21 protein-coding genes and 2 riboswitches are annotated in these 20,031 nt (G+C 31.3%); of the genes, 17 read left to right on the plus strand and 4 right to left on the minus strand.

Annotation, left to right across the window (positions count from 1 at the left end; translation table 11 throughout):
• Positions 1-76 precede the first annotated feature (76 nt).
• Entirely contained in the window at positions 77-469 is a 393-nt protein-coding gene (locus tag C1I91_RS14690) for a hypothetical protein (protein WP_128213533.1), read from the minus strand.
• Between the two features lie 117 nt (positions 470-586).
• Between C1I91_RS14690 and C1I91_RS14695 the strand changes: the two genes are divergently transcribed.
• Entirely contained in the window at positions 587-1,243 is a 657-nt protein-coding gene (locus tag C1I91_RS14695; RefSeq protein WP_128213534.1) for a hypothetical protein, read from the plus strand.
• A gap of 65 nt (positions 1,244-1,308) precedes the next feature.
• Here the strand turns inward: C1I91_RS14695 and C1I91_RS14700 are convergent, their stop codons facing one another.
• Positions 1,309-2,223: a hypothetical protein gene (locus tag C1I91_RS14700; RefSeq protein WP_128213535.1), complete on the minus strand. Its 915-nt coding sequence runs from the start codon at positions 2,221-2,223 to the stop codon at positions 1,309-1,311.
• A gap of 3 nt (positions 2,224-2,226) precedes the next feature.
• Positions 2,227-2,348, minus strand: a riboswitch (cyclic di-AMP (ydaO/yuaA leader).
• 151 nt (positions 2,349-2,499) lie between these two features.
• Between C1I91_RS14700 and C1I91_RS14705 the strand changes: the two genes are divergently transcribed.
• A complete protein-coding gene (locus C1I91_RS14705) occupies positions 2,500-3,033 on the plus strand; it encodes a DUF4362 domain-containing protein (RefSeq protein ID WP_128213536.1) in 534 nt (177 codons plus the stop codon).
• Between the two features lie 117 nt (positions 3,034-3,150).
• Positions 3,151-4,431 (plus strand): VanW family protein, encoded by a 1,281-nt coding sequence (locus C1I91_RS14710; RefSeq protein ID WP_128213537.1) that lies wholly within the window; start codon positions 3,151-3,153, stop codon positions 4,429-4,431.
• 70 nt (positions 4,432-4,501) lie between these two features.
• Here C1I91_RS14710 and C1I91_RS14715 read toward each other — a convergent pair whose 3' ends face one another.
• Positions 4,502-5,257, minus strand: a complete 756-nt coding sequence (locus C1I91_RS14715) for a ZIP family metal transporter (protein ID WP_128213538.1) — start codon at positions 5,255-5,257, stop codon at positions 4,502-4,504.
• A gap of 327 nt (positions 5,258-5,584) precedes the next feature.
• Here C1I91_RS14715 and C1I91_RS14720 point away from each other — a divergent pair, with 327 nt between their 5' ends.
• From C1I91_RS14720 to C1I91_RS14735, 4 genes are all read left to right on the plus strand, one after another.
• Positions 5,585-5,953: an ArsR/SmtB family transcription factor gene (locus C1I91_RS14720; RefSeq protein ID WP_128216001.1), complete on the plus strand. Its 369-nt coding sequence runs from the start codon at positions 5,585-5,587 to the stop codon at positions 5,951-5,953.
• 22 nt (positions 5,954-5,975) lie between these two features.
• Positions 5,976-8,459, plus strand: a complete 2,484-nt coding sequence (locus C1I91_RS14725; RefSeq protein WP_128213539.1) for a heavy metal translocating P-type ATPase — start codon at positions 5,976-5,978, stop codon at positions 8,457-8,459.
• Between the two features lie 64 nt (positions 8,460-8,523).
• The gene (locus C1I91_RS14730) at positions 8,524-9,141 is read left to right on the plus strand and encodes a class I SAM-dependent methyltransferase (protein ID WP_128213540.1); all 618 of its coding nucleotides are present in this window, start codon (positions 8,524-8,526) and stop codon (positions 9,139-9,141) included.
• A gap of 128 nt (positions 9,142-9,269) precedes the next feature.
• The gene (locus C1I91_RS14735) at positions 9,270-9,890 is read left to right on the plus strand and encodes an L-2-amino-thiazoline-4-carboxylic acid hydrolase (protein ID WP_238476042.1); all 621 of its coding nucleotides are present in this window, start codon (positions 9,270-9,272) and stop codon (positions 9,888-9,890) included.
• A 69-nt stretch (positions 9,891-9,959) separates the two neighbouring features.
• On the opposite strand, the gene C1I91_RS14740 is transcribed toward C1I91_RS14735, so the two are convergent.
• Positions 9,960-10,961, minus strand: a complete 1,002-nt coding sequence (locus C1I91_RS14740) for a M23 family metallopeptidase (RefSeq protein WP_164880544.1) — start codon at positions 10,959-10,961, stop codon at positions 9,960-9,962.
• Positions 10,962-10,963: 2 nt separating this feature from the next.
• Positions 10,964-11,088, minus strand: a riboswitch (cyclic di-AMP (ydaO/yuaA leader).
• Between the two features lie 345 nt (positions 11,089-11,433).
• Between C1I91_RS14740 and C1I91_RS29930 the strand changes: the two genes are divergently transcribed.
• The 10 genes from C1I91_RS29930 (at position 11,434) to C1I91_RS14785 (ending at position 20,002) form a co-directional block, all read left to right on the plus strand.
• Entirely contained in the window at positions 11,434-11,517 is an 84-nt protein-coding gene (locus C1I91_RS29930) for a hypothetical protein (RefSeq protein ID WP_238476043.1), read from the plus strand.
• A gap of 62 nt (positions 11,518-11,579) precedes the next feature.
• The gene (locus C1I91_RS14750; protein ID WP_128213544.1) at positions 11,580-12,680 is read left to right on the plus strand and encodes a C40 family peptidase; all 1,101 of its coding nucleotides are present in this window, start codon (positions 11,580-11,582) and stop codon (positions 12,678-12,680) included.
• A 175-nt stretch (positions 12,681-12,855) separates the two neighbouring features.
• Positions 12,856-13,542 carry a response regulator transcription factor gene (locus C1I91_RS14755; RefSeq protein WP_128213545.1) on the plus strand — a complete coding sequence of 229 codons (687 nt, stop codon included), beginning with the start codon at positions 12,856-12,858 and terminating at the stop codon, positions 13,540-13,542.
• Positions 13,543-14,919 (plus strand): sensor histidine kinase, encoded by a 1,377-nt coding sequence (locus C1I91_RS14760; protein ID WP_128213546.1) that lies wholly within the window; start codon positions 13,543-13,545, stop codon positions 14,917-14,919.
• A gap of 17 nt (positions 14,920-14,936) precedes the next feature.
• Positions 14,937-15,767, plus strand: a complete 831-nt coding sequence (gene lgt / locus C1I91_RS14765) for a prolipoprotein diacylglyceryl transferase (protein WP_128213547.1) — start codon at positions 14,937-14,939, stop codon at positions 15,765-15,767.
• Positions 15,768-15,908: 141 nt separating this feature from the next.
• Positions 15,909-16,628 (plus strand): hypothetical protein, encoded by a 720-nt coding sequence (locus C1I91_RS14770; protein WP_047002072.1) that lies wholly within the window; start codon positions 15,909-15,911, stop codon positions 16,626-16,628.
• 127 nt (positions 16,629-16,755) lie between these two features.
• Positions 16,756-17,022, plus strand: coding sequence for a metal-sensing transcriptional repressor (locus C1I91_RS14775; RefSeq protein ID WP_128213548.1), 267 nt, complete (start codon positions 16,756-16,758; stop codon positions 17,020-17,022).
• Between the two features lie 20 nt (positions 17,023-17,042).
• On the plus strand, positions 17,043-17,180 hold the full coding sequence (locus C1I91_RS28220; RefSeq protein WP_164880545.1) for an LDCC motif putative metal-binding protein: 138 nt from the start codon (positions 17,043-17,045) through the stop codon (positions 17,178-17,180).
• Positions 17,181-17,274: 94 nt separating this feature from the next.
• Positions 17,275-19,704, plus strand: a complete 2,430-nt coding sequence (locus C1I91_RS14780; RefSeq protein ID WP_238476044.1) for a heavy metal translocating P-type ATPase — start codon at positions 17,275-17,277, stop codon at positions 19,702-19,704.
• An 82-nt stretch (positions 19,705-19,786) separates the two neighbouring features.
• Positions 19,787-20,002, plus strand: coding sequence for a heavy-metal-associated domain-containing protein (locus C1I91_RS14785; RefSeq protein WP_047002070.1), 216 nt, complete (start codon positions 19,787-19,789; stop codon positions 20,000-20,002).
• The last annotated feature ends 29 nt before the right edge of the window (positions 20,003-20,031 follow it).

The raw sequence follows: 20,031 nt of genomic DNA on the forward strand, positions 1-20,031 counted from the left end.
ATATAAAGATTAATTAACATAAATAAACTATATTGCAAAAACAGAGGAGAAAAGGTGCTCCTCTGTTTTTATACGTTTAATAAGGTACAGGAATTACAGGTGCTCCTAGAATAATATAAGTACCTGAAGAATATGTGGTAACAGCATAGTTAAAATCTACGTTTGATCTTTTGTTAGAGTTTATAGGATTATATTTTCTATTAGCGACTGTACTTACTCCATTGCTAATATTTATAGTGTCTATATTATCATACCCTCTAAATCTTAAAAGCTTTGTTATATCTTTGTTCGTTTTTGAGATGTCTACAGCTGATGTTTTTGCTTTTGCATAGACTGAATAAGATAATTTGATTCCTAGAGTACCCACCGAATTTTTTATCTTTTCTATAAGTTCCTCCAAATTGTTTTGAGTAGCATATTGCTTTATATCCAAGATAATAGTGTTTTCATCATTTTCTTGGAGACTCATTACACCCTTCTATATAAATTATGGACGAGCTTTAATATTCTTATTCACTAATTTTATTGAGGTACATATAATATTATAAGGATTAAATGAAATTTATTGTGTATCTTGGAGGAGAAGATGGAGTACAGCTATACTATAATTAAACTAAATAGTGAATACTATGCAATACCATACTATGACATAGTTGATACTATGTTATACTCAAAATTATATGATTTTTTAGAAAGTACAAAAGAGACAAATAGAAACACAATGATTAAAGATAAAGTGCATAGACTGAATATTATAAGTTTAAATAGTGGTTATTTTGATTTAGATGAGCTGATGAAAAAATATATAATTATCATTAAAAGTGCAAACTGTTATTATAGTATTATAGCTGATGATATAGAAAATACGCAAATACAAGTAGCTGAAGAATATTCTGATACAGATAATATTAGTAGTATTAATGTTGATAATAAACTTGTAAAAGTGATAAATTCTTATATAATTAACAGAATGATTTGCTCAGAAGTTGAAGATATTCATATAATTAATAGTTTGGATATTAGTGAGGAGAATTTATTAAATTTTGCCAATCATATCAGAAATGAAAAATATTATAAAGATAGCTTAAACGAAGCTCAAAATGAAATAAGGAAGTTAACTAAAGAATTTTTAGAGAAAGCTACTCAGGTATTAGAATTATTTGAGAAAGTAAATCAAGACTATTATGAAGAAACAGATATTAAAACAATATTAGATGAGTTTATGAAAGTAATAATGCACTAAAGGTATATAAGTAATAAAGGAAGTATAGCATTCTTATACTTCCTTTATTACTTATAATGTAAATATTATTTTCCTGCAGCTTTTAAAATAGCAGCTTGATGTTGAGGATCTGTTTTATTATCTTTATGTCTTGTACTATTTAAAAAGTGGATATCAATTACTCCATCCATCCCATTATTCTTAACTGCATCTAGATTTTCACCTTTCCCATATCCATCTGAGCGATTGCTAACAGTGGCTAGCGCTGGTGCAGAATCAACTCCGGCATGAGGCATTGCTGTCATCGAAGCAGCTATTTTACGCCCATTTATGTTAACAATAACTGGTCTTCTTACCCATGAAAAACCGCCCCAAATACTCTTTATAGTACTTGTGTCTGATGATGCAGAAGCTTCTCCATCTAAATGGTTTGTCCCAAAAGTTCTTTTAATACTAAATGTTTTCCCTGTACTAAGATCCGTTACTTGTATTGTTGAACCTCTTGGAATAAGCCCACTTGCTTGACTCCAACTTAGTAACTCACCATATTTAGAAGAACTAGTATTAGCTGGAGCTTGAGTATATGTATTCTTTTGAGAAGGGATTGGACTACCACCTCTGGATAATGATTGTTTAGGTTTAGTGTCTGCTTTGGCTACCGTAGTAGTCTTTTTTTGTTCAGAGCTTGTACTGCTTTTAGCTGTGCCACTGCTTGACGATGAAGATTTAGCAGCAGAAGTGTTTTGAGCAGGCTTTGTTTCAGCTTCCTTCGGTTTTTCGGTATTTTTAGGTTCTGGAGTTTGAGGTTCAGCGTTACTCGTTGGTTTTGTTTCAGATTCCAAAACAGTCGTTGTACTTTCCTTAGGAAGTTCATTTTCTACTGTAAGTGAAGTTGCTGCAACGGGCACATTTTGAACTGAATTTAGTTTAGAAGTTAGTGCACTTGAAATACCAATTGTTAATACTAAAGAAGCTGCTACTGTCATGATTATTTTTTTCATTTTTTAACTCATCTCACGAGCCTACGAGGTTAGTTGACGGGTTCGGGAAGAGGATTTCCCTACACTAAATGATTCACCCCAATGATACTCCCCCGTTGCTAATTAGCATTCGGCTTTCTTTCTAGTTTGTCCAAGCAATATTATATATAAAAACATTGGAAATTGGTACAGGTAATATATTCAATGGAATAATAAGGTTCTAAAGTAAATTATAAATTATAAAAATATGGAAACTTTTTATCAATTATTTTCGTCTAATATATAGAGGTGAAAGCTATGTTCAACAATAAAGCATTAATACTTTTAATTTTATGCTCGACTATTGGTTTCACAGCCTGTGCAAAATCAAAGCAACAAGTTATTAAATGTGAATCAGTTAAAAATGAAACTACTGCTATTGAAGCTAAAATATCAGGTAATGAAAAAATTATAACTGAAAAATTACCTAAGGAATATAAGTCAGATACAGCAATTAATAACGGAGATATCGTTGGTGTTCATGGGAAGGGATATAACATTGAAAAACTAGACAAATTTATTGAAAATCTTGAGAATAAACAAAAAGATACAGTTAGAGTTACAACATATACTACTGAAGGTGATGCAATAGTTAATATTTTAGAATTTAGTGGAGCTGAATTAAATTTTATAGTAGATACTACTAGAGATAATTTTGGATCTAAAAAAACAACAAAATATAAAGCTTATGAAATAGTTAAAGAAAGTAAAAACAATGGAGTTTACTATATTGTGAAAGGAGATAACCTAGATAATTATCCATTAATCTACGTTGCAAAAAATAGCCAATAGGGATTAAAGTAATCCTAACAGTTGTTTTTAATGTAATTGTTGTAATAAATTTACATTTAGGTTATTATATAAATGTAATAAGGGTTTATAGCAAATTTAAAAAGAGGGTGGACAAGGTTGAATTATGACCATGTAATAGAGACAGAAAAGCAAAAGAAAAGAAATCTCAGACCAGTTTATATTATAACTGGAATAATAGGAACTATATTATGTATTCAAGGAAGCATAATGTATTCTGCTATATCAAAGTATAATGCTAAAATATATCCAGAAACTTGGATAGAGGATATAAATGTGGGCGGCAAAACAAAAGAAGAAGCAAAGAGTGCGATTATTGAAAAGCATGATAATCTAATTGCTGAGAAAATAATTAATATAAAAGTTAATGATAAAAATTATAACATTGATACCTCAAAGCTTAATATGAAATATGATTATAGTAAAATCGTTGACGAAGCTTTTAATGTAGGTAGAAACGATAATATACTTAAAAAGTATTCTTATATTAAATCCTCGGTGAGAAAAGATTTCAAACTTAGTCATACATATACCTATGATGTAGTGGATTCCATTATTAAAAACATAGAGCAAGAAAATAATGAAAAACCAGTTGATGCAACTATAAGGAAAAATGACGCAGATGGTTTTATTATAAATAAAGAAAAGTATGGTTATGAATTAGATTCTCAAAAGTTAAAGCAGGATATAAAAGTTAAGCTGGATAATATAGAGCAAGAGCAAAACTTACTAGTGCAAGCCGATTTAAAAAGAATTGATCCTAGCATTAAAGAAAGTGATTTAAATCAAATAGACTATAAGATTTCAAGCTTCACAACTAATTTTAAGTCTTCAAATGAAAATCGCTCAACTAACATAAGTGTGGCTTCACATGCTATAGATGGTAGATTACTAATGCCAGGAGATTCTTTTAGCTTTAATGATGTAGTGGGAGAAAGATCTGCTGAAAGAGGATATAAAATGGCTAAGGTAATTTTAAATGGTAAATTTGTAGAAGATTTAGGTGGAGGAGTATGCCAAGTTTCTACTACGCTTTATAATGCTGTATTAAGAGCCAATATTCCTTCAGTACAAAGAACGCGTCATTCTTTACCTTCAACTTATGTAGGGTTAGGAATGGATGCTACAGTTGCTTATGGGTTATTAGATTATAAGTTTAAAAATACGTTATCCTATCCTATTTATATTGAATCTATGATTAAGGATAAAAATATTACATTTAATGTTTATGCCAATTCCAGCCTTAGCAGCAAGAAATATGATATTGTTAATGAAGTAGAAGGAGATAAGGTTAAAGTCTTTAAGCTAACCTACGAGGGAGAAAAACTGGTTTCAAGAGACTTACTTTATACAGATAAAATTACGAAAACTAATGGATAAATCATAAAATATATATAAATGGAGTAGGAGCTGAATACTACAATATTCAGCTCCTACTCCATTTATTGATTTAATCTAAAAAAGATACAATCAATATGCCAGCAATCATACCTATGACATTTCCTATGGTTGATAACCTGCCTTTCCATGTATCTCTAGCATTTGGTAAGGTTTCTCTGCAAACAATATATAGAATCATTCCACCTGCAATAGCTAAACTTATACATATTACAATAGGTGAAATTTTACTTATTATACCTCCAAGCAAAGCTCCTAACCCCATTGGAATTGAAGTTATAACAGATATGCTAACAAGAGAAAATGTACTTAGATTGCTTTCTCTAAAAAATATACCTACAGCAAGTCCTTCAGGTATCCCATGGAGTATCAGAGCAATAGCAAGATGAAGACCTTTTATTGAAGAAGTTGATAATAAAGAGCCTAGGGCAATTCCACTGGGGATATTATGTATTCCTATACCTATAGCCATAAAGATACCAGCTTTTAAAAATCTATGTTTTTTATTATCGGAAGTAGGTATCTTATCATGTTCTAGTTTTCCATCTAATAATACAGCCAAAATTAGTCCAAAAGTAATTCCAATTGTAGCTATATAAATACTGCCTGCCTCAAATGACTCTGGAAGTAAGTCGAAACAAACAATGGCTAACATCAATCCACCAATAAAACCTAGTACAGTTCCTTTAAAACGTCTTCCTCTTCTTTTAATAAAAAATGAGAATAAAATTCCAGTAAGGATTCCTATCCAAGCCGTAAGATAGCCTGATACTCCTGTAATTAGTATTGTGTTCATCAGTTTACTCATACTTATAGTCTCTCCCAAAATTATTTATATATATTTATAGTATTTTTATAAGTTTAAATTAAGAACAGTTATTATATGCTGATATTTTATAATAGTTCTGATAATTTATTGACACTAATAACCAATTTCAATATAAATAATAATATTCACTGTAAGGCTTTTCAAGAATATGAAATGATATTGTTATTTTATAAGAACTGTTTAAGTTAAGTGAACAGTTCTTATTTTTTTCAAAAATTTTCTTATTTCATTGACATAATTACAGGTTCTGCGTATAATGAATATATGAACAGATATTCAGATATTCAAATGAAAAGGAATGAGATTATGGAAGAAAGAACAAACATTGAAAACTGCAGTTGTTCTATTATACATGAAAATGTAGTTAATGAAGTAAAAAAACATATACCAGAAGAAGAGACACTTTATGATTTAGCTGATCTTTTTAAGGTTCTTGGAGATTCAACTAGGATAAAAATATTGTGTGCACTGTTTCAAGCTGAAATGTGTGTATGCGATATAGCTGCACTGCTTGGAATGACCCAATCAGCAATTTCACATCAGCTTAGAGTATTAAAACAGTCAAGACTTGTAAAGTACAGAAAAGACGGAAAAGTAGTTTATTATTCACTAGACGATGAACATGTTAAGAATATTTTTGACCAAGGCCTACTTCATATAGCAGAAAAAAGATAATCATTACAGGGGAGGGGTAGTAATGAATAAAAAAGAAATTGAAAAAGTTAATACCAAAAGTAATATTAAATTGGTGTCAAAAAATATTAAACAAGAAAATGCAAATCCTAAATCATCACAAAATGCTGTTAAAAAAGAATTTGTTTTAGAAGGTCTTGGATGTGCTAATTGTGCTGCTAAGATGGAACAAAAGCTTAATGTATTAGATGGTATTAAATCTGCAAATATAAGTTTTGCAACAAAAACATTATTCTTAGAAATCGAAGAAATTAGCAGGACAAAAGAATTAATAGCCGCAACTACTGATATTGTTCAAAGTATTGAAGGACATGTTAAAGTAGTAGAAAAGCAAACTAATAAAGTTTTGAAAAAAGAAATATTATTAGAAGGTTTATGCTGTGGTAACTGTGCTGCAAAGATAGAAAGAGAGTCTAATAATATAGACGGCGTAAAATCAGCTGTAGTTGATTTTGTATCAACAAAACTTATTATGGAAATTGATAATCCTTCTAAGACAAATTCAATTATTGAAAAAGTTAAGGAAATCGTTAAGAGAATTGAACCCGATGTTAAGGTTATTGAGATTCAAAACACAAATAAAGCATCAAAAGATCAAACTCATGAACATGACCACGACCATGGTCACGAACATGGAGAAAGTAATAAAACTGAAATAATCAAATTAGCTACTGGTGCAGCAATCTTTGCAGTAGCAACAGCAATGAAGCTTCCTAATTACTTGGAACTTATTCTCTATCTAATAAGTTATATAATTGTAGGTGGAGAAGTGGTTCTAAGAGCTTTAAAGAATATAAGTAGAGGACAAGTTTTCGATGAAAACTTCCTTATGAGTATAGCTACCATCGGTGCTTTTACTATAGGAAATTATCCAGAAGGTGTAGCAGTTATGCTGTTTTATCAGCTAGGGGAAATATTCCAAGGTATAGCTGTTAATCGCTCAAGAAAATCTATATCTGCTCTTATGGATATAAGACCTGACTTTGCTAACTTAAAAGCTGGTGATGAACTTAAAAAGGTATCCCCAGAAGAAGTTAGCATAGGTGATATTATTGTAGTAAAACCAGGAGAAAAAGTTCCTCTAGATGGTAAAGTAATCGAAGGGAATTCTATGGTTGATACTTCTGCTTTAACTGGTGAATCTGTTCCCAGAGAGGTAGGAGCAGGGGACAGCATCCTGGGTGGAGTTATTAATAAGAATGGTCTTTTAACTATTGAAGTAGAGAAAGAATTCGGAGATTCAACTGTTGCAAAGATACTTGACCTAGTTCAAAATGCAAGCAGCAAGAAAGCTCCAACAGAGAATTTTATAACAAAGTTTGCTAGATACTATACACCTATCGTTGTTTTTTCAGCTGTAGCATTAGCAGTAATACCACCGCTTGTTATTGATGGAGCAACGTTTTCCGAGTGGTTATATAGAGCATTAGCATTCCTAGTAGTATCTTGTCCTTGTGCTTTAGTTGTATCCATACCACTTGGTTTCTTTGGTGGTATAGGTGGAGCTTCTAAGAACGGAATACTTGTAAAGGGTGGAAACTATCTTGAAGCATTGAATGATGTTGAGGTTGTTGTGTTTGATAAAACAGGAACCCTTACAAAAGGTGTATTTAAGGTAACAGAAGTAAAACCACAAAATAATATTTCTGAAGATGAACTTATAGCTTATGCTGCTTATGCAGAAAGCTATTCTAACCATCCAATAGCAACTTCAATACTAAAAGCCTATGGCAAAGAAATAGTTAAAGATGCCGTAGAAAACTATGAAGAAATATCAGGTCATGGAGTAAAAGTTATTATTGAAGGTAGAGAAGTATTAGCAGGTAACTATAAGCTTATGAATAAAGAAAACATTGCTTATAGCCAAGTAGAAACTATAGGTACAGTAGTTCATGTTGCTGTAGATAAAGAATATGCAGGTTTCATAGTAATATCCGATGAAGTTAAGGAAGATTCAGCAAAAGCAATTAAGGCTCTAAAAGCAATCGGTGTAAAGAAAACAGTAATGCTTACAGGTGACAATAAGACTGTTGGTACTAAAGTTGCCAATCAGCTAGGACTTGATGAAGTTCATTCAGAACTGCTGCCAGACCAAAAGGTTGAAAAGGTAGAACTTTTAGATAAAGAAAAATCACCTAAGGGCAAGTTAATATTTGTTGGAGATGGCATAAATGATGCTCCAGTATTAGCTAGAGCAGATATAGGTATTGCAATGGGTGGAGTTGGTTCTGATGCTGCTATAGAAGCTGCAGATGTAGTTATTATGACTGATGAACCTTCAAAGATTGCCTCAGCCATAAAAATAGCAAAGAAAACAAGAACTATAGTAATGCAAAACATTATTTTTGCTTTAGGTATTAAGGTTATTTTATTAGTTCTTGTAGCTTTGGGTTTAGGTACTATGTGGGAAGCGGTATTTGGTGATGTAGGAGTAACACTACTTGCAGTGTTAAATTCTATGAGAGCAATGAAAACAGAAAATATATAGTGATATTCATCTTTAGTGCAGTCATATATAATATGGCTGCACATTTTTATAGGAGTGATAATCAATGAATAATTTAAATAATAAAAAAATATATAAGAGGTGGGCTGGCAAATACGACATGTTCTTTGGAAGTCAGTATATTAACAAGCAAAGAGAAACAGAAATTTCTATGCTTAATCTTAAAAGCGGCGATAAAGTATTATTTATTGGGATTGGAACCGGAGAAGATTTAAGGTTTATACCGGAAGGTGTTAGTGTAATAGGAGTAGATATAACAGAAGAAATGCTTGATGTAGCAAGAATTAAGGCAAAAGACTTACATTTAAAAGATATAAAAATATTAAACATGGACGGTCAAAATTTAGATTTTAATGATAACCAATTTGATTATGTAGTTTTAAATCTAATTCTTTCAGTTATCCCTGATGGAAACAAGTGTTTAGGCGAAGCATATAGAGTTTTAAAAGATGAAGGTAAGATAGCAGTATTTGACAAATTCATAGAAGATAAAGAAGAACCTACTTTCGTGAGAAAACTTCTAAATAATATAACCAAGTTACTAGGGACAGATATAAACAGAAGATTTTCTGATATTCTTGGAAATATTAATCTAAAAATTATAGAAGAGCGAAAGAGTATTTTAGGTGGTACGTACAAGATTTTTATTCTTAAAAAATATTAGTTAATTTTCGTATATGGTCATGGTAAACTTCTTAACCGTAAGCGAGAAATTTGTTTTTTATAGATAATCTATACAAGAGTTCCAGTATATAATGCAACAATATTTTAAGGAGATGAATAAAAGTGAAAATGACTATAATGGCTTACGTCTATCCAATAATCTTACGTGGCGTTGTTAAAGAACAACTATGTAAATATTATTCTAAAGATAACATGAAAGTATTATCTAAAAAAATTCACAATGAATACAGAGCAATAATAAAACGTTCCCCTGATATTGGAGGAAGAAAGAACTTATTTATGGGGAGTTATTTAATGGGAGCTTACATTATAGCTTTATATAAGAATACAAAAGATAAACTCAGCATTACTGAATTAGATGGAATAATCTCAGAAGGGCTTAAGAACTTCCATTATATGAAAAAGCATATGAGTAAAGTAGATTTGCTTTCAGTAAATTATAAAAATAAAATCGAACAAGCAGGAAAATGGTGCAAGAAAAATAAAGATAAATACCCTACTAATTGGCAGGTAGAAGTAAAGGATAAGGAAAATCCCAACTTAACTCACATCGTTTTTACCAAATGTGGGCTTTGTTTTCTATGTAAAAGTGAAGGTGTACCTGAGATTATATCATCTTTATGTGTAACCGATTATATTACAATGAGCTTTGCAAAATGTAAACTTGAACGACCTACCACATTAGGTAAAGGAAGTGATTGTTGTGACTTTTATATTACACGATTATGATTAAAATCAACCTTAAAAGCACCCTTGTAAGCTTTGCGTTTAAGGGTGCTTTTGAGCTTAATTATATTTCTACTTTATATAAGTATATGGATTCACAGGTGAGCCGTTTTTTCTAATTTCAAAGTGAGAGTGTGGACCGGTAGAGTTTCCTGTATTTCCTACATCAGCAATCTGAGTACCTTTATTAACATATTCACCTTTTTCAACTAAAAGTTTTGAATTATGAGCATAGTAACTTTGAAGACCATTCCCATGGTCTATAATCACAAGGTTGCCATATCCACCATCATCCCAGCCACTGAAAGTTACTTTCCCATCCATAGAAGCAAAAACATCAGTGCCAGTAGGGGCTGCGATATCAATTCCTGCATGTTGTCTTCCCCATCGAGGTCCATATTTTGATGAAAGCTTTCCTTGAACAGGTAAAGAAGCACTTATGATAGTAGGTATAGACCCGCCACGACTTAGTGTTTTATTAGAAGCTGAACTCTTCTTAGTGCTAGTTGTGGTATTAGAAGCCAAAGGTTTTACCTTATCTACACCAGGTATAATTATTTTTTGACCTAATTTTAGTTTTTCAGGTGCCTCAAGTTCGTTTATCTCAACTATTTTATTAAAATCAACTTTATTTAACAAAGCTAAGTCCCAAAGTGTTTCACCACTTTGTATTTTATACAAGACTCCATCTATAGAAGGAAATTCTAACACTTGCCCTTCTGTTAATGTTGCATTTAGAGATAGTTTGTTTGATTCAGCAATAGTATTCACTTTAACATTATAGGCGGCTGCAATACTCTCTAAGGAGTCACCTGTTTTAACTGTATATGTATTAATCTTTATCTTATTTGTTACTGCTGAATTAGTTGGTGGATTTTCAACATCAGCTGTAATAACATCTTCTTGAGAGGATGTATCCAATTCAGCCGTTTCTTTAACTTGATCAGTCAAGACTATATTATTGATTTGGTCATTTGTACCTTCCTTTTTATTAGTGCCCATCAATGATGTAACGGTTAATGCTGTTGCTAAAATTACAACAGCACTGTAGACAAGATTTTTTCTTTTGAACATAAAGTTCCTCATCTATCATGCTTACGAGGTTAGTTGACGGGTTAGGCTATAGAGTTACCTTCATTATGATTCACCCCAGGTTTTTAATCCCCCACTCTACATTATGTAGATTCAGCAAATTCCTCTATATTATAAATGATAGCTATACTTGATGCAAACTTAAATGAAGTAGTTAATAAAATATTTACATCATTACAAAATAATAGCCTATTTTTGACACTGAGATTAACATTATTATTAAGTAAATTTAATAAATAAATTTTAGTTGAAAAAAGCTACATAGGAACATACATAGAAACCACCTTAGGGAAAACTGCGATTTCTTCATATGTTCTACACATTTTACTGTTATAATGCTTAACTAAGAGTATATATCTTATAAAGTAATGAATTATTATTAATTAAGATGGAGCTAAATTATATGGCTATTGAAATTATTATTGCTTCAGGAATAATTACATTCGCTACTTATATGGTTTATAGAAATTTTAGGAAAAAATCATCGGGGGATTGCGGATGCTGCAGTGGTGATAAAACAAGACATAATCATAGATAGTAGCTTAATAAAACTATATAATATAATAAAGAAATAGGTTTAAAATCTAAGGAGAAAAGGTGATGAAAAATAAGTTAAAAGTTTTCATATTAGTTCTTGCAGTATTTGCCGCAATAAGTAGACCAGTACTTGCAGCACCAGCAGATGAACAAGTACAAACTCAACGTCAACAACTACAAGCAGATAAGAACGAGCTGAAAGAGGCACAAGACAAGAGATTTGAAATTGAGCAAAAGATAGAAAATTTAGACAACCAAATTGAAGAAGTTATGGATGAGATAGAAAACAATAAAAAGAAGATTGTAAACATACAAACTGATATTAAGAATGCAGAGAAAGATTTAAAAGAATCAGAGGAGAATTTAAAAAGAGAACAAGACTTATTTAATAAGAGAATGAGAGCCATGTACATAAATGGAGTTGATGGATATATAGATATTATTTTAGGTTCTACAGGATTTAATGACTTCCTGTCAAGAATAGAAGCAGTAAAAAGTATTATTGCATTAGACAAAAAGATTACTACAAATATAAAGATAAAGCAAGAAGAATTAAATAATAAAAAAACAAAATTGATTGATCAAAACAACCAATTAATTTCGATAAATAATGAGAATGATAAAAAGATGGACAATCTAAAATCGAGTAAAGATGAGCAAAACGAACTAATTAAAGAGGCAGAAAGACAGGAAAGATTATTAGCGGCTACAGTAAATGAATCTCAGTCTAGGTTAAATGAAACATTAAGACAAATAGAAGCAATAAGAAGTTCAACTCCTAAATATACACCATCTAGAGGTGCTGTATCAGTTTCGAGTAATGCAGTGGTTGCTTATGCATCAAATTTTCTAGGTACACCTTACAAGTGGGGTGGAACAACACCATCAGGTTTTGATTGTTCAGGCTTTACTCAGTATGTGTACAAGCATTTTGGAATAAATCTTGGAAGAGCTACTTATAATCAAATAAATGATGGTTATCCCGTTTCAAGAGATGAATTGAAACCTGGAGATTTAGTTTTCTATGGTACAGGTGGAAGTCCAAGTCATATGGGTATATATGTAGGAAACGGTATGTATATTCACTCACCAAGAACTGGTGATGTTGTGAAGGTTTCACCTTATGATAGACCAGATTATATTACAGCAAGAAGAGTTATGTAGTAGGAGGCAGAGTTAAATCTGTCTCTTATTTTTTGCTATTTTAGGACATTATTAAAAGATATTTATCATAAATCTTCATATTATCTTTAAATTAAGTTGCTATAATCAAATCATAATAGATAAATTACTTAGATATTTTGAATAATAACAATAACTGAATAGAGGTGATATGTAGATGAATAGCATCTTAATAATTGAAGATGAGCAAAGCGTTTCAGATGTATTAAAGGCATATCTAGAGAAAGAAGGATACAAGGTTTATTCTTCCAGCAAAGGATTAAAAGGTATAGAAATTTTTAAATCAAATGATTTTGATTTAGTTATTTTAGATTTAATGCTTCCAGATATCAGCGGAGAAGAAATATGTAAGATAATCCGTCAAACCTCTAATGTTCATATTTTTATGTTAACAGCAAAGGCAGCGTTAAATGATAGGATAGAAGGGCTAAACATCGGCGCAGATGAATACCTTATAAAACCTTTTAGTCCGAGAGAGCTAACAGCAAGGGTTAATGCTTTATTTAGAAGATTAAATGAAGAGAAGGAAGTTTCTAACTTTACTTTTGATGATGGAAATTTAATTATAGATTATGAGAAAAGAATGGTAAAAGTAAAAGGGCAAGAGGTATCTTTTACCCCTAACGAGTTTGATTTATTATACTTTCTTGTAGTAAATAAAGGTAAAGTATTATCAAGAGAACAGATAATAGATAAGGTTTTTGGAATGGATTTTGAAGGATATGATAGAACTATTGATGTTCATATAAAAAATATCCGTAAGAAGATAGAAGAAGATACTAAGAATCCAAAATATATAATCACAGTAATGAAGGTAGGTTATAAGTTTGGTGGTGAGAGCTAATTGCAAACAATAAGAAGAAGATTAAGTATTTTGTTTTTTACATGCTCCATTGCAGCTATTTTGCTAATTACACTATTTGTAAACTTAACAATTAATAATAAATTTAATCAATATATGATAGATATTCAAAATAAAAGATATGAAAGAATAGTATCTTACTTTGAAGAAGTATATAAGAAACAAGGGAAGTGGACTGAATACTCAGGTGTAGAATTAATGCATGAAGCGTATATGGGAAATTATTGCTTAACACTTATGGATAGTAACAAAAAAACTATATGGGGTATGGATCCAAATGAAATAAAAAATAACCTACATTTAGATACAATGATGACAAAGGATACTGGAGTTTATAATGCCAGAACTTTTGAAATAAAATCTGATGGAAAAATAGTGGGATATGTTGAAATAGGACAATACTCATCTGTTCTTTTATCTGAAGAAGATGTAAACTTCAAGGCATCTATAAACAAAAGCATTATTGCCAGTGGAATACTAACCCTTGTCATTATTGTTACAATTAGTCTTTACTTTTCTAAACAATTTTCTATCCCTATTAAGGAGGTGGCAAATATGTCTGTCAGTTTGTCAAAAGGAAACTTTAATGCAAAGTCTAGTACAGAAAGTAATATTGAAGAACTTGAAAACTTAAGAAAAAGTGTTAATATCCTCGCTGAAAAATTAAAACATCAAGATAATCTTAGAAAGAGATTGGTTTCTGATATATCACATGAAATTAGAACTCCGCTAAATATACTGCAAAATAATCTAGAGGCTATGATAGATGGTGTTTTTCCAGTAACTGCAGACAGACTAAATTATCTTAATCAGGAAGTAGTCAGATTTGGTAGACTATTAAATAATCTAAATGTACTAAAAGAGTTTGAATCTGAAAGTATTAAACTTAATTTTGAGACTGTATTTCTTGATGAGCTACTAGAAGATATAAGTAAAGACTTTTACGTTGCAGCAGAAAATAAAAAAATTAATTTGTCTTATAATCTAGAACCTGGTGAAAAATATATTATAACCGGTGATAAGGATAAGCTAAGACAAGTATTTATCAATTTACTATCTAATGCAATTAAATTTACAGAGGAAAATGGAAAAATTGATTTGAAACTTTATAGTACAGATAAAAAATATATAGTAGAAGTAAAAGATAGTGGTATAGGTATTAAAAGAGAAGACCAGCCCTTTATATTTGAAAGACTTTATAGAGGAGATAAGAGCCGACACCAAATTGAAGGTAGTGGTATTGGATTAACAATTGTAAAAAATATTTTGCAACTTCACTATGCAACTATTGATGTAAAAAGTGAAGAAGGTAAAGGTAGCATTTTTATTATTAGTTTTGATAAAGAAATAAATAATTGATGAAAGGAAGTTAAGTGATGAAAGAACTTATTAGTTTTGGACCAATTCATATATACTTTTTTGGAGTAATGATAGCCTTAGGTATAATTGCAGGCAGTATATTTGCAATTAAGCAAGCAGAAAAACGAGGAATAAATGAAGATACAATGCTAAATTTAATAATGATAGTTGTAGTATCTGGGGTTATAGGAGCAAGACTCTTCTATATCTTATTCTATAATCCATCCTACTATTTTAATAACCCTTCTGAAATTATAAAAATAGATGAAGGAGGATTATCTATACATGGAGGTATTTTTGCAGCAATTTTAGCAGGGTATATATACTCAAGAAAAAGTAAGATATCATTTTTAAAACTTGCAGATATTACAGTTATGGCTCTTCCGCTTGCACAAGGTATAGGTAGAGTAGGATGTGATGTTTTCGGTAAACCTATGGCTAGCATAATGCCATGGGCTATCAATTACAATGGACAAGTATTGCATCCAGCACAAGTATATGAGTTTGTTTTGGATTATATATTATTTGTAATACTATGGAAGAGAAGTTATAAGAAGAGGTTTGAGGGAGAGCTATTCATAATTTATTTAATTGCTTTTCCAATAATAAGAGGTATAGTTGAATTCTTCAGAATAAATCCTGTTGTATGGGGTCCATTTTCGATTTCACACATATTAAGTCTGATTTTAATAGTTATTGCATTAATCGTGTATAAAGTGCTTCTAGGTAGAAATAGAGATATAGTTGAGAAGCTAGAAGTAAACGAAATAAAATCAAGCACTTTGGTAGTATATTTAATTACTCTAATTGCTATTTCTGTATTTGTATTTTATTTTGTACAAGGTTAATAGTAAGAAACTTTAACTAGAAATTGTATGAAGAAATAAAAAATATTTGAATTTATTTATTTCTTCATACAGTCTTCATAAGATTTGATTATTATTGTATGTGTAAAGCAATAAAATACATACAAGGGGGGATATAATTTTATGAATAGTAAAAAGAAAATACTTGCATTAACTATTTCTACAGCAATGCTGATATCTTTTGCTGGATGCAGCAGAAAAGTAACTGGAAGTAAAGAAGCCGATAATGCACTTAACGCTATAAATGAAATAGTTAAGGCTTATCCTGATAAAAAGGGATTTCATGAGTCACTTAAACATTGGGGGTTTGAGCTTCCTACAGGAGAAAAGTTTGAATGGAGCAAGGATATGTCCGCAAACAAAGCAGACTTTGCTATGGTAATGCTTGCAGATCCGTTAGTTAAAGCAGGATTAGATGTGAACAAGTTAGATAAAAGTGAATGGCTGTATGAGCCAGCAGGAAAAGATGATATGGGAAAAGAACTTCCTAATCGTTTGATAAAGCCATACAATGTTAGTGATAAAAAAGAAACCTCAAGCGGATCAGAGGATTCTATGAGAAGACTTCTTAAAGCAAATTCAGAAATGATAAAGTATCATGAGGATCAGAAACACTTTGGCTTAAAACTGGGTGATGGTAATGAAGTACAATGGACTGAGAAGCTAGGTTTAAATGATGCTGACATGATATTCGTTTTAAAGGCTGAACCATTAGTTAAAGCAGGATTAGATCTAAACAAGCTTGAAGGTAGTGGTTGGGTTTTTAAAGAAGCAAGTAGTGATGATATGGGAATGGGAGCAAATCCAGATCAAATAGTAAAGATATATGACATTAAGAAATAAGTTCTTTTTTATTTATTATTTAACCTCCCCCGCCATGTGGGGTGGTTAAATAATAAATTATTAAATTCTCTAATAATAGGTAAAATATTTTTATAATTACAATAGCGAAACTAGTAAAGGAGAAATTATGAACGAAGAAAGAAATAAAGCTTTGGTGTCACTTAAAACCTCAAAAGGCCAAATTGAAGGTATTATCAAGATGATTGAAGAAGGGCGATACTGTGTCGATATATCAAATCAAATTATTGCAGCACAAGCCCTTTTAAAGAAAGCCAATATGCTAATACTAAAACAGCATATACACCATTGTGTAAAAGAAGCTGTAATACACGATAAAGGTGAAGAAAAAATAGATGAAATAATAGATATTTTAGAAAAGATTATTCAAAAATAGATTTAAAAGAGGCGATTTATATGTTTAAGTTTCTAAAAAAGCTTATTAAAAAAATTGAAGAAGAAAATAATAAAACCTTTGGCGCTGGTAAACTTGATTGTTGCGATTTAAATAAAACTACAAACATTAGTAACAAAGGTTTTAATAAAAATAAATAATTTATTTTAGGAGGCGTAAAGATTAATAATCTTTACGTACTATTAAAGAATACAGGAGGGATTAAGATTGGAAAAGAGTCTTAAGATAGAGGGGATGACCTGTGCTGCTTGTGCAAAGGCAGTGGAGAGAGCATCCAAGAAACTTCAAGGAGTTACTGAGGCAAATGTGAATTTTGCTACTGAAAAACTTAATATAAACTTTGATGAAACAAAGGTATCCTTAGGAGATATTCAGACTGCTATTGAAAAAGCAGGATATAAGGCTATAGTTGAGTCTAGTGCTAAAACGCTTAAAATACAAGGTATGACTTGTGCAGCCTGTGCTAAAACAATTGAGAGAGTTACTAAGAAGCTTGATGGTGTTATGGAGTCTAATGTTAACTTTGCAACTGAAAAATTAAATATCAGCTATGACCCTTTAAAAGTAAGAATATCAGATATAAAGAAAGCCGTAGAAAAGGCAGGTTATAAGGCTGTAGAGGAAGAAACTACCGTAGATGCTGATAAGGAAAGAAAAGAAAGAGAAATAAAGACTCTTTGGAAGAAGTTTGTTATATCAGCAATTTTCACAGTTCCACTTTTAGTTATAACTATGGGACATATGTTTGGTGAACCGTTAGGCTTCCATTTACCTGATATTATAGATCCTATGAAAAATTCTAGAAATTTTGGGATGATACAATTAATCCTTGTATTACCTGTTATAGTAGCTGGATATAAGTTCTTTACAGTAGGATTTAAGTCTTTGTTTAAAGGTAGTCCTAATATGGATTCTCTTATAGCCATAGGTACTTCAGCAGCATTTTTATATGGTATTTTTGCTATAATACAAATATATGGCGGTAACGTAGACTATGCCTATGATTTATACTTTGAGGCAGCAGGTGTTATTATTACACTTATACTTCTAGGAAAGTATTTAGAAGCAGTTACAAAGGGAAAAACTTCTGAGGCAATTAAGAAACTAATGGGACTCGCTCCTAAGACAGCTATCATTATAAGAGATGGTAAAGAAGTTGAAACTCCTATAGAAGAAGTTGAAGTAGGAGATATAATCGTAGTTAAGCCAGGTGAAAAGATGCCTGTAGATGGTGAAGTAGTAGAAGGTATCACTTCTGTTGATGAATCTATGCTTACAGGAGAAAGTATGCCAGTAGAGAAGAATATTGGCGATAAGATTATCGGTGCAAGTATAAATAAAAATGGTTCTATAAAGTATAAAGCAACTAGAGTTGGTAAAGATACTGCCTTAGCACAGATTATAAAACTAGTAGAAGATGCTCAAGGTTCTAAAGCTCCAATTGCTAAAATGGCAGATATTATTTCAGGTTACTTTGTTCCAGTGGTTATATCAATTGCTGTTCTTTCAGCAGCTGCCTGGTATTGGTTTGGTGGAGAAACAGGAGTATTCTCTTTAACAATATTTATATCGGTGCTTGTTATTGCCTGCCCATGCGCTTTAGGACTTGCAACACCAACAGCAATTATGGTTGGTACAGGAAAGGGTGCAGAGTATGGTGTTTTAATAAAGAGTGGTGTGGCACTTGAAACTGCTCATAAGGTAAAGACAATAGTATTTGATAAAACAGGTACAATCACAGAAGGAAAACCAAAGGTAACAGACATAGTAGTTACAAATGGTATAACAGAAAATGAATTATTGCAATTAGCCGCATCAGCAGAAAAGGGGTCTGAGCATCCTCTTGGAGAAGCTATAGTTAAAGGTGCTGAAGAAAAAGAGCTTGAGTTTAAGAAACTTGATTTCTTTAAGGCTATACCAGGGCATGGAATAGAAGTTAAAATAGATAGTAAAGATATTCTATTAGGCAACAGAAAACTTATGGTTGAAAGCAATATATCACTGGAAAATCTAGAAGAGACTTCACATAAACTTGCAGGAGAAGGCAAGACTCCAATGTACGTAGCTATAGACAATAAGATAGCTGGTATAATAGCTGTAGCAGATACTGTTAAAGAAAACAGTAAGAAAGCAATTGAACAGCTGCATAAGATGGGTATAGAAGTTGCCATGATTACTGGTGATAATAAGAGAACTGCAGAAGCTATAGCTAAGCAGGTTGGAATAGACAGAATTTTAGCAGAAGTTCTACCACAGGATAAGGCAAATGAGGTTAAAAAACTTCAAGCAGAAGGCAAGAAGGTTGCCATGGTTGGTGATGGTATAAACGATGCGCCAGCACTTGCTCAAGCAGATATTGGTATAGCAATAGGTTCAGGTACAGACGTTGCTATGGAATCAGCAGATATAGTTCTTATGAGAAGTGATTTAATGGATGTGCCAACTGCAATTCAACTAAGTAAGAAGACTATATTAAATATAAAAGAAAACTTATTCTGGGCATTTGCTTACAATATCCTTGGAATACCGGTAGCAATGGGAATACTGTACATCTTTGGCGGTCCCAAATTAAATCCAATTATTGCAGCAGCTGCCATGAGCTTCAGCTCAGTTTCAGTTTTATTAAATGCTTTAAGATTGAAGGGCTTTAAACCTGCTAAGTAATTATATAAATAATTGACTATATAAGAAGATAACTTCTTATATAGTTGTTTTAAATAAATATAACTAAATGGAGGGAACCAAAATGAAAAAGAAGATATTAATTGAAGGAATGAGCTGTGGACATTGCGTAAATCATGTTAAGGAGGCATTGAGTGAACTTAATGGAGTAACTAATGTTGAGGTTAACTTGGCATCAAAAACAGCAATAATAGAAGCAACTGTAGATATTGAAGATAAGGATATTAAATTTGCAATAGATGATGCAGGCTATGAGGTTGTAGGAATAGAAATACTATAATTTTTGAGAGCATTGATAGTGATATCAGT

The organism is Clostridium manihotivorum (assembly GCF_004015185.1).
Taxonomy (GTDB): Bacteria; Bacillota; Clostridia; order Clostridiales; family Clostridiaceae; genus Clostridium_AR; species Clostridium_AR manihotivorum.

Excerpts from the sequence above, each read along its gene's own strand:
- C1I91_RS14690 (WP_128213533.1), bottom strand. The coding sequence starts at position 469 with ATGAGTCTCCAAGAAAATGATGAAAACACTATTATCTTGGATATAAAG.
- C1I91_RS14695 (WP_128213534.1), top strand. The coding sequence starts at position 587 with ATGGAGTACAGCTATACTATAATTAAACTAAATAGTGAATACTATGCA.
- C1I91_RS14700 (WP_128213535.1), bottom strand. The coding sequence starts at position 2,223 with ATGAAAAAAATAATCATGACAGTAGCAGCTTCTTTAGTATTAACAATT.
- C1I91_RS14705 (WP_128213536.1), top strand. The coding sequence starts at position 2,500 with ATGTTCAACAATAAAGCATTAATACTTTTAATTTTATGCTCGACTATT.
- C1I91_RS14715 (WP_128213538.1), bottom strand. The coding sequence starts at position 5,257 with ATGAGTAAACTGATGAACACAATACTAATTACAGGAGTATCAGGCTAT.
- C1I91_RS14720 (WP_128216001.1), top strand. The coding sequence starts at position 5,585 with ATGGAAGAAAGAACAAACATTGAAAACTGCAGTTGTTCTATTATACAT.
- C1I91_RS14725 (WP_128213539.1), top strand. The coding sequence starts at position 5,976 with ATGAATAAAAAAGAAATTGAAAAAGTTAATACCAAAAGTAATATTAAA.
- C1I91_RS14730 (WP_128213540.1), top strand. The coding sequence starts at position 8,524 with ATGAATAATTTAAATAATAAAAAAATATATAAGAGGTGGGCTGGCAAA.
- C1I91_RS14735 (WP_238476042.1), top strand. The coding sequence starts at position 9,270 with ATGACTATAATGGCTTACGTCTATCCAATAATCTTACGTGGCGTTGTT.
- C1I91_RS14740 (WP_164880544.1), bottom strand. The coding sequence starts at position 10,961 with ATGTTCAAAAGAAAAAATCTTGTCTACAGTGCTGTTGTAATTTTAGCA.
- C1I91_RS29930 (WP_238476043.1), top strand. The coding sequence starts at position 11,434 with ATGGTTTATAGAAATTTTAGGAAAAAATCATCGGGGGATTGCGGATGC.
- C1I91_RS14750 (WP_128213544.1), top strand. The coding sequence starts at position 11,580 with ATGAAAAATAAGTTAAAAGTTTTCATATTAGTTCTTGCAGTATTTGCC.
- C1I91_RS14755 (WP_128213545.1), top strand. The coding sequence starts at position 12,856 with ATGAATAGCATCTTAATAATTGAAGATGAGCAAAGCGTTTCAGATGTA.
- lgt (WP_128213547.1), top strand. The coding sequence starts at position 14,937 with ATGAAAGAACTTATTAGTTTTGGACCAATTCATATATACTTTTTTGGA.
- C1I91_RS14770 (WP_047002072.1), top strand. The coding sequence starts at position 15,909 with ATGAATAGTAAAAAGAAAATACTTGCATTAACTATTTCTACAGCAATG.
- C1I91_RS14775 (WP_128213548.1), top strand. The coding sequence starts at position 16,756 with ATGAACGAAGAAAGAAATAAAGCTTTGGTGTCACTTAAAACCTCAAAA.
- C1I91_RS28220 (WP_164880545.1), top strand. The coding sequence starts at position 17,043 with ATGTTTAAGTTTCTAAAAAAGCTTATTAAAAAAATTGAAGAAGAAAAT.
- C1I91_RS14780 (WP_238476044.1), top strand. The coding sequence starts at position 17,275 with ATGACCTGTGCTGCTTGTGCAAAGGCAGTGGAGAGAGCATCCAAGAAA.
- C1I91_RS14785 (WP_047002070.1), top strand. The coding sequence starts at position 19,787 with ATGAAAAAGAAGATATTAATTGAAGGAATGAGCTGTGGACATTGCGTA.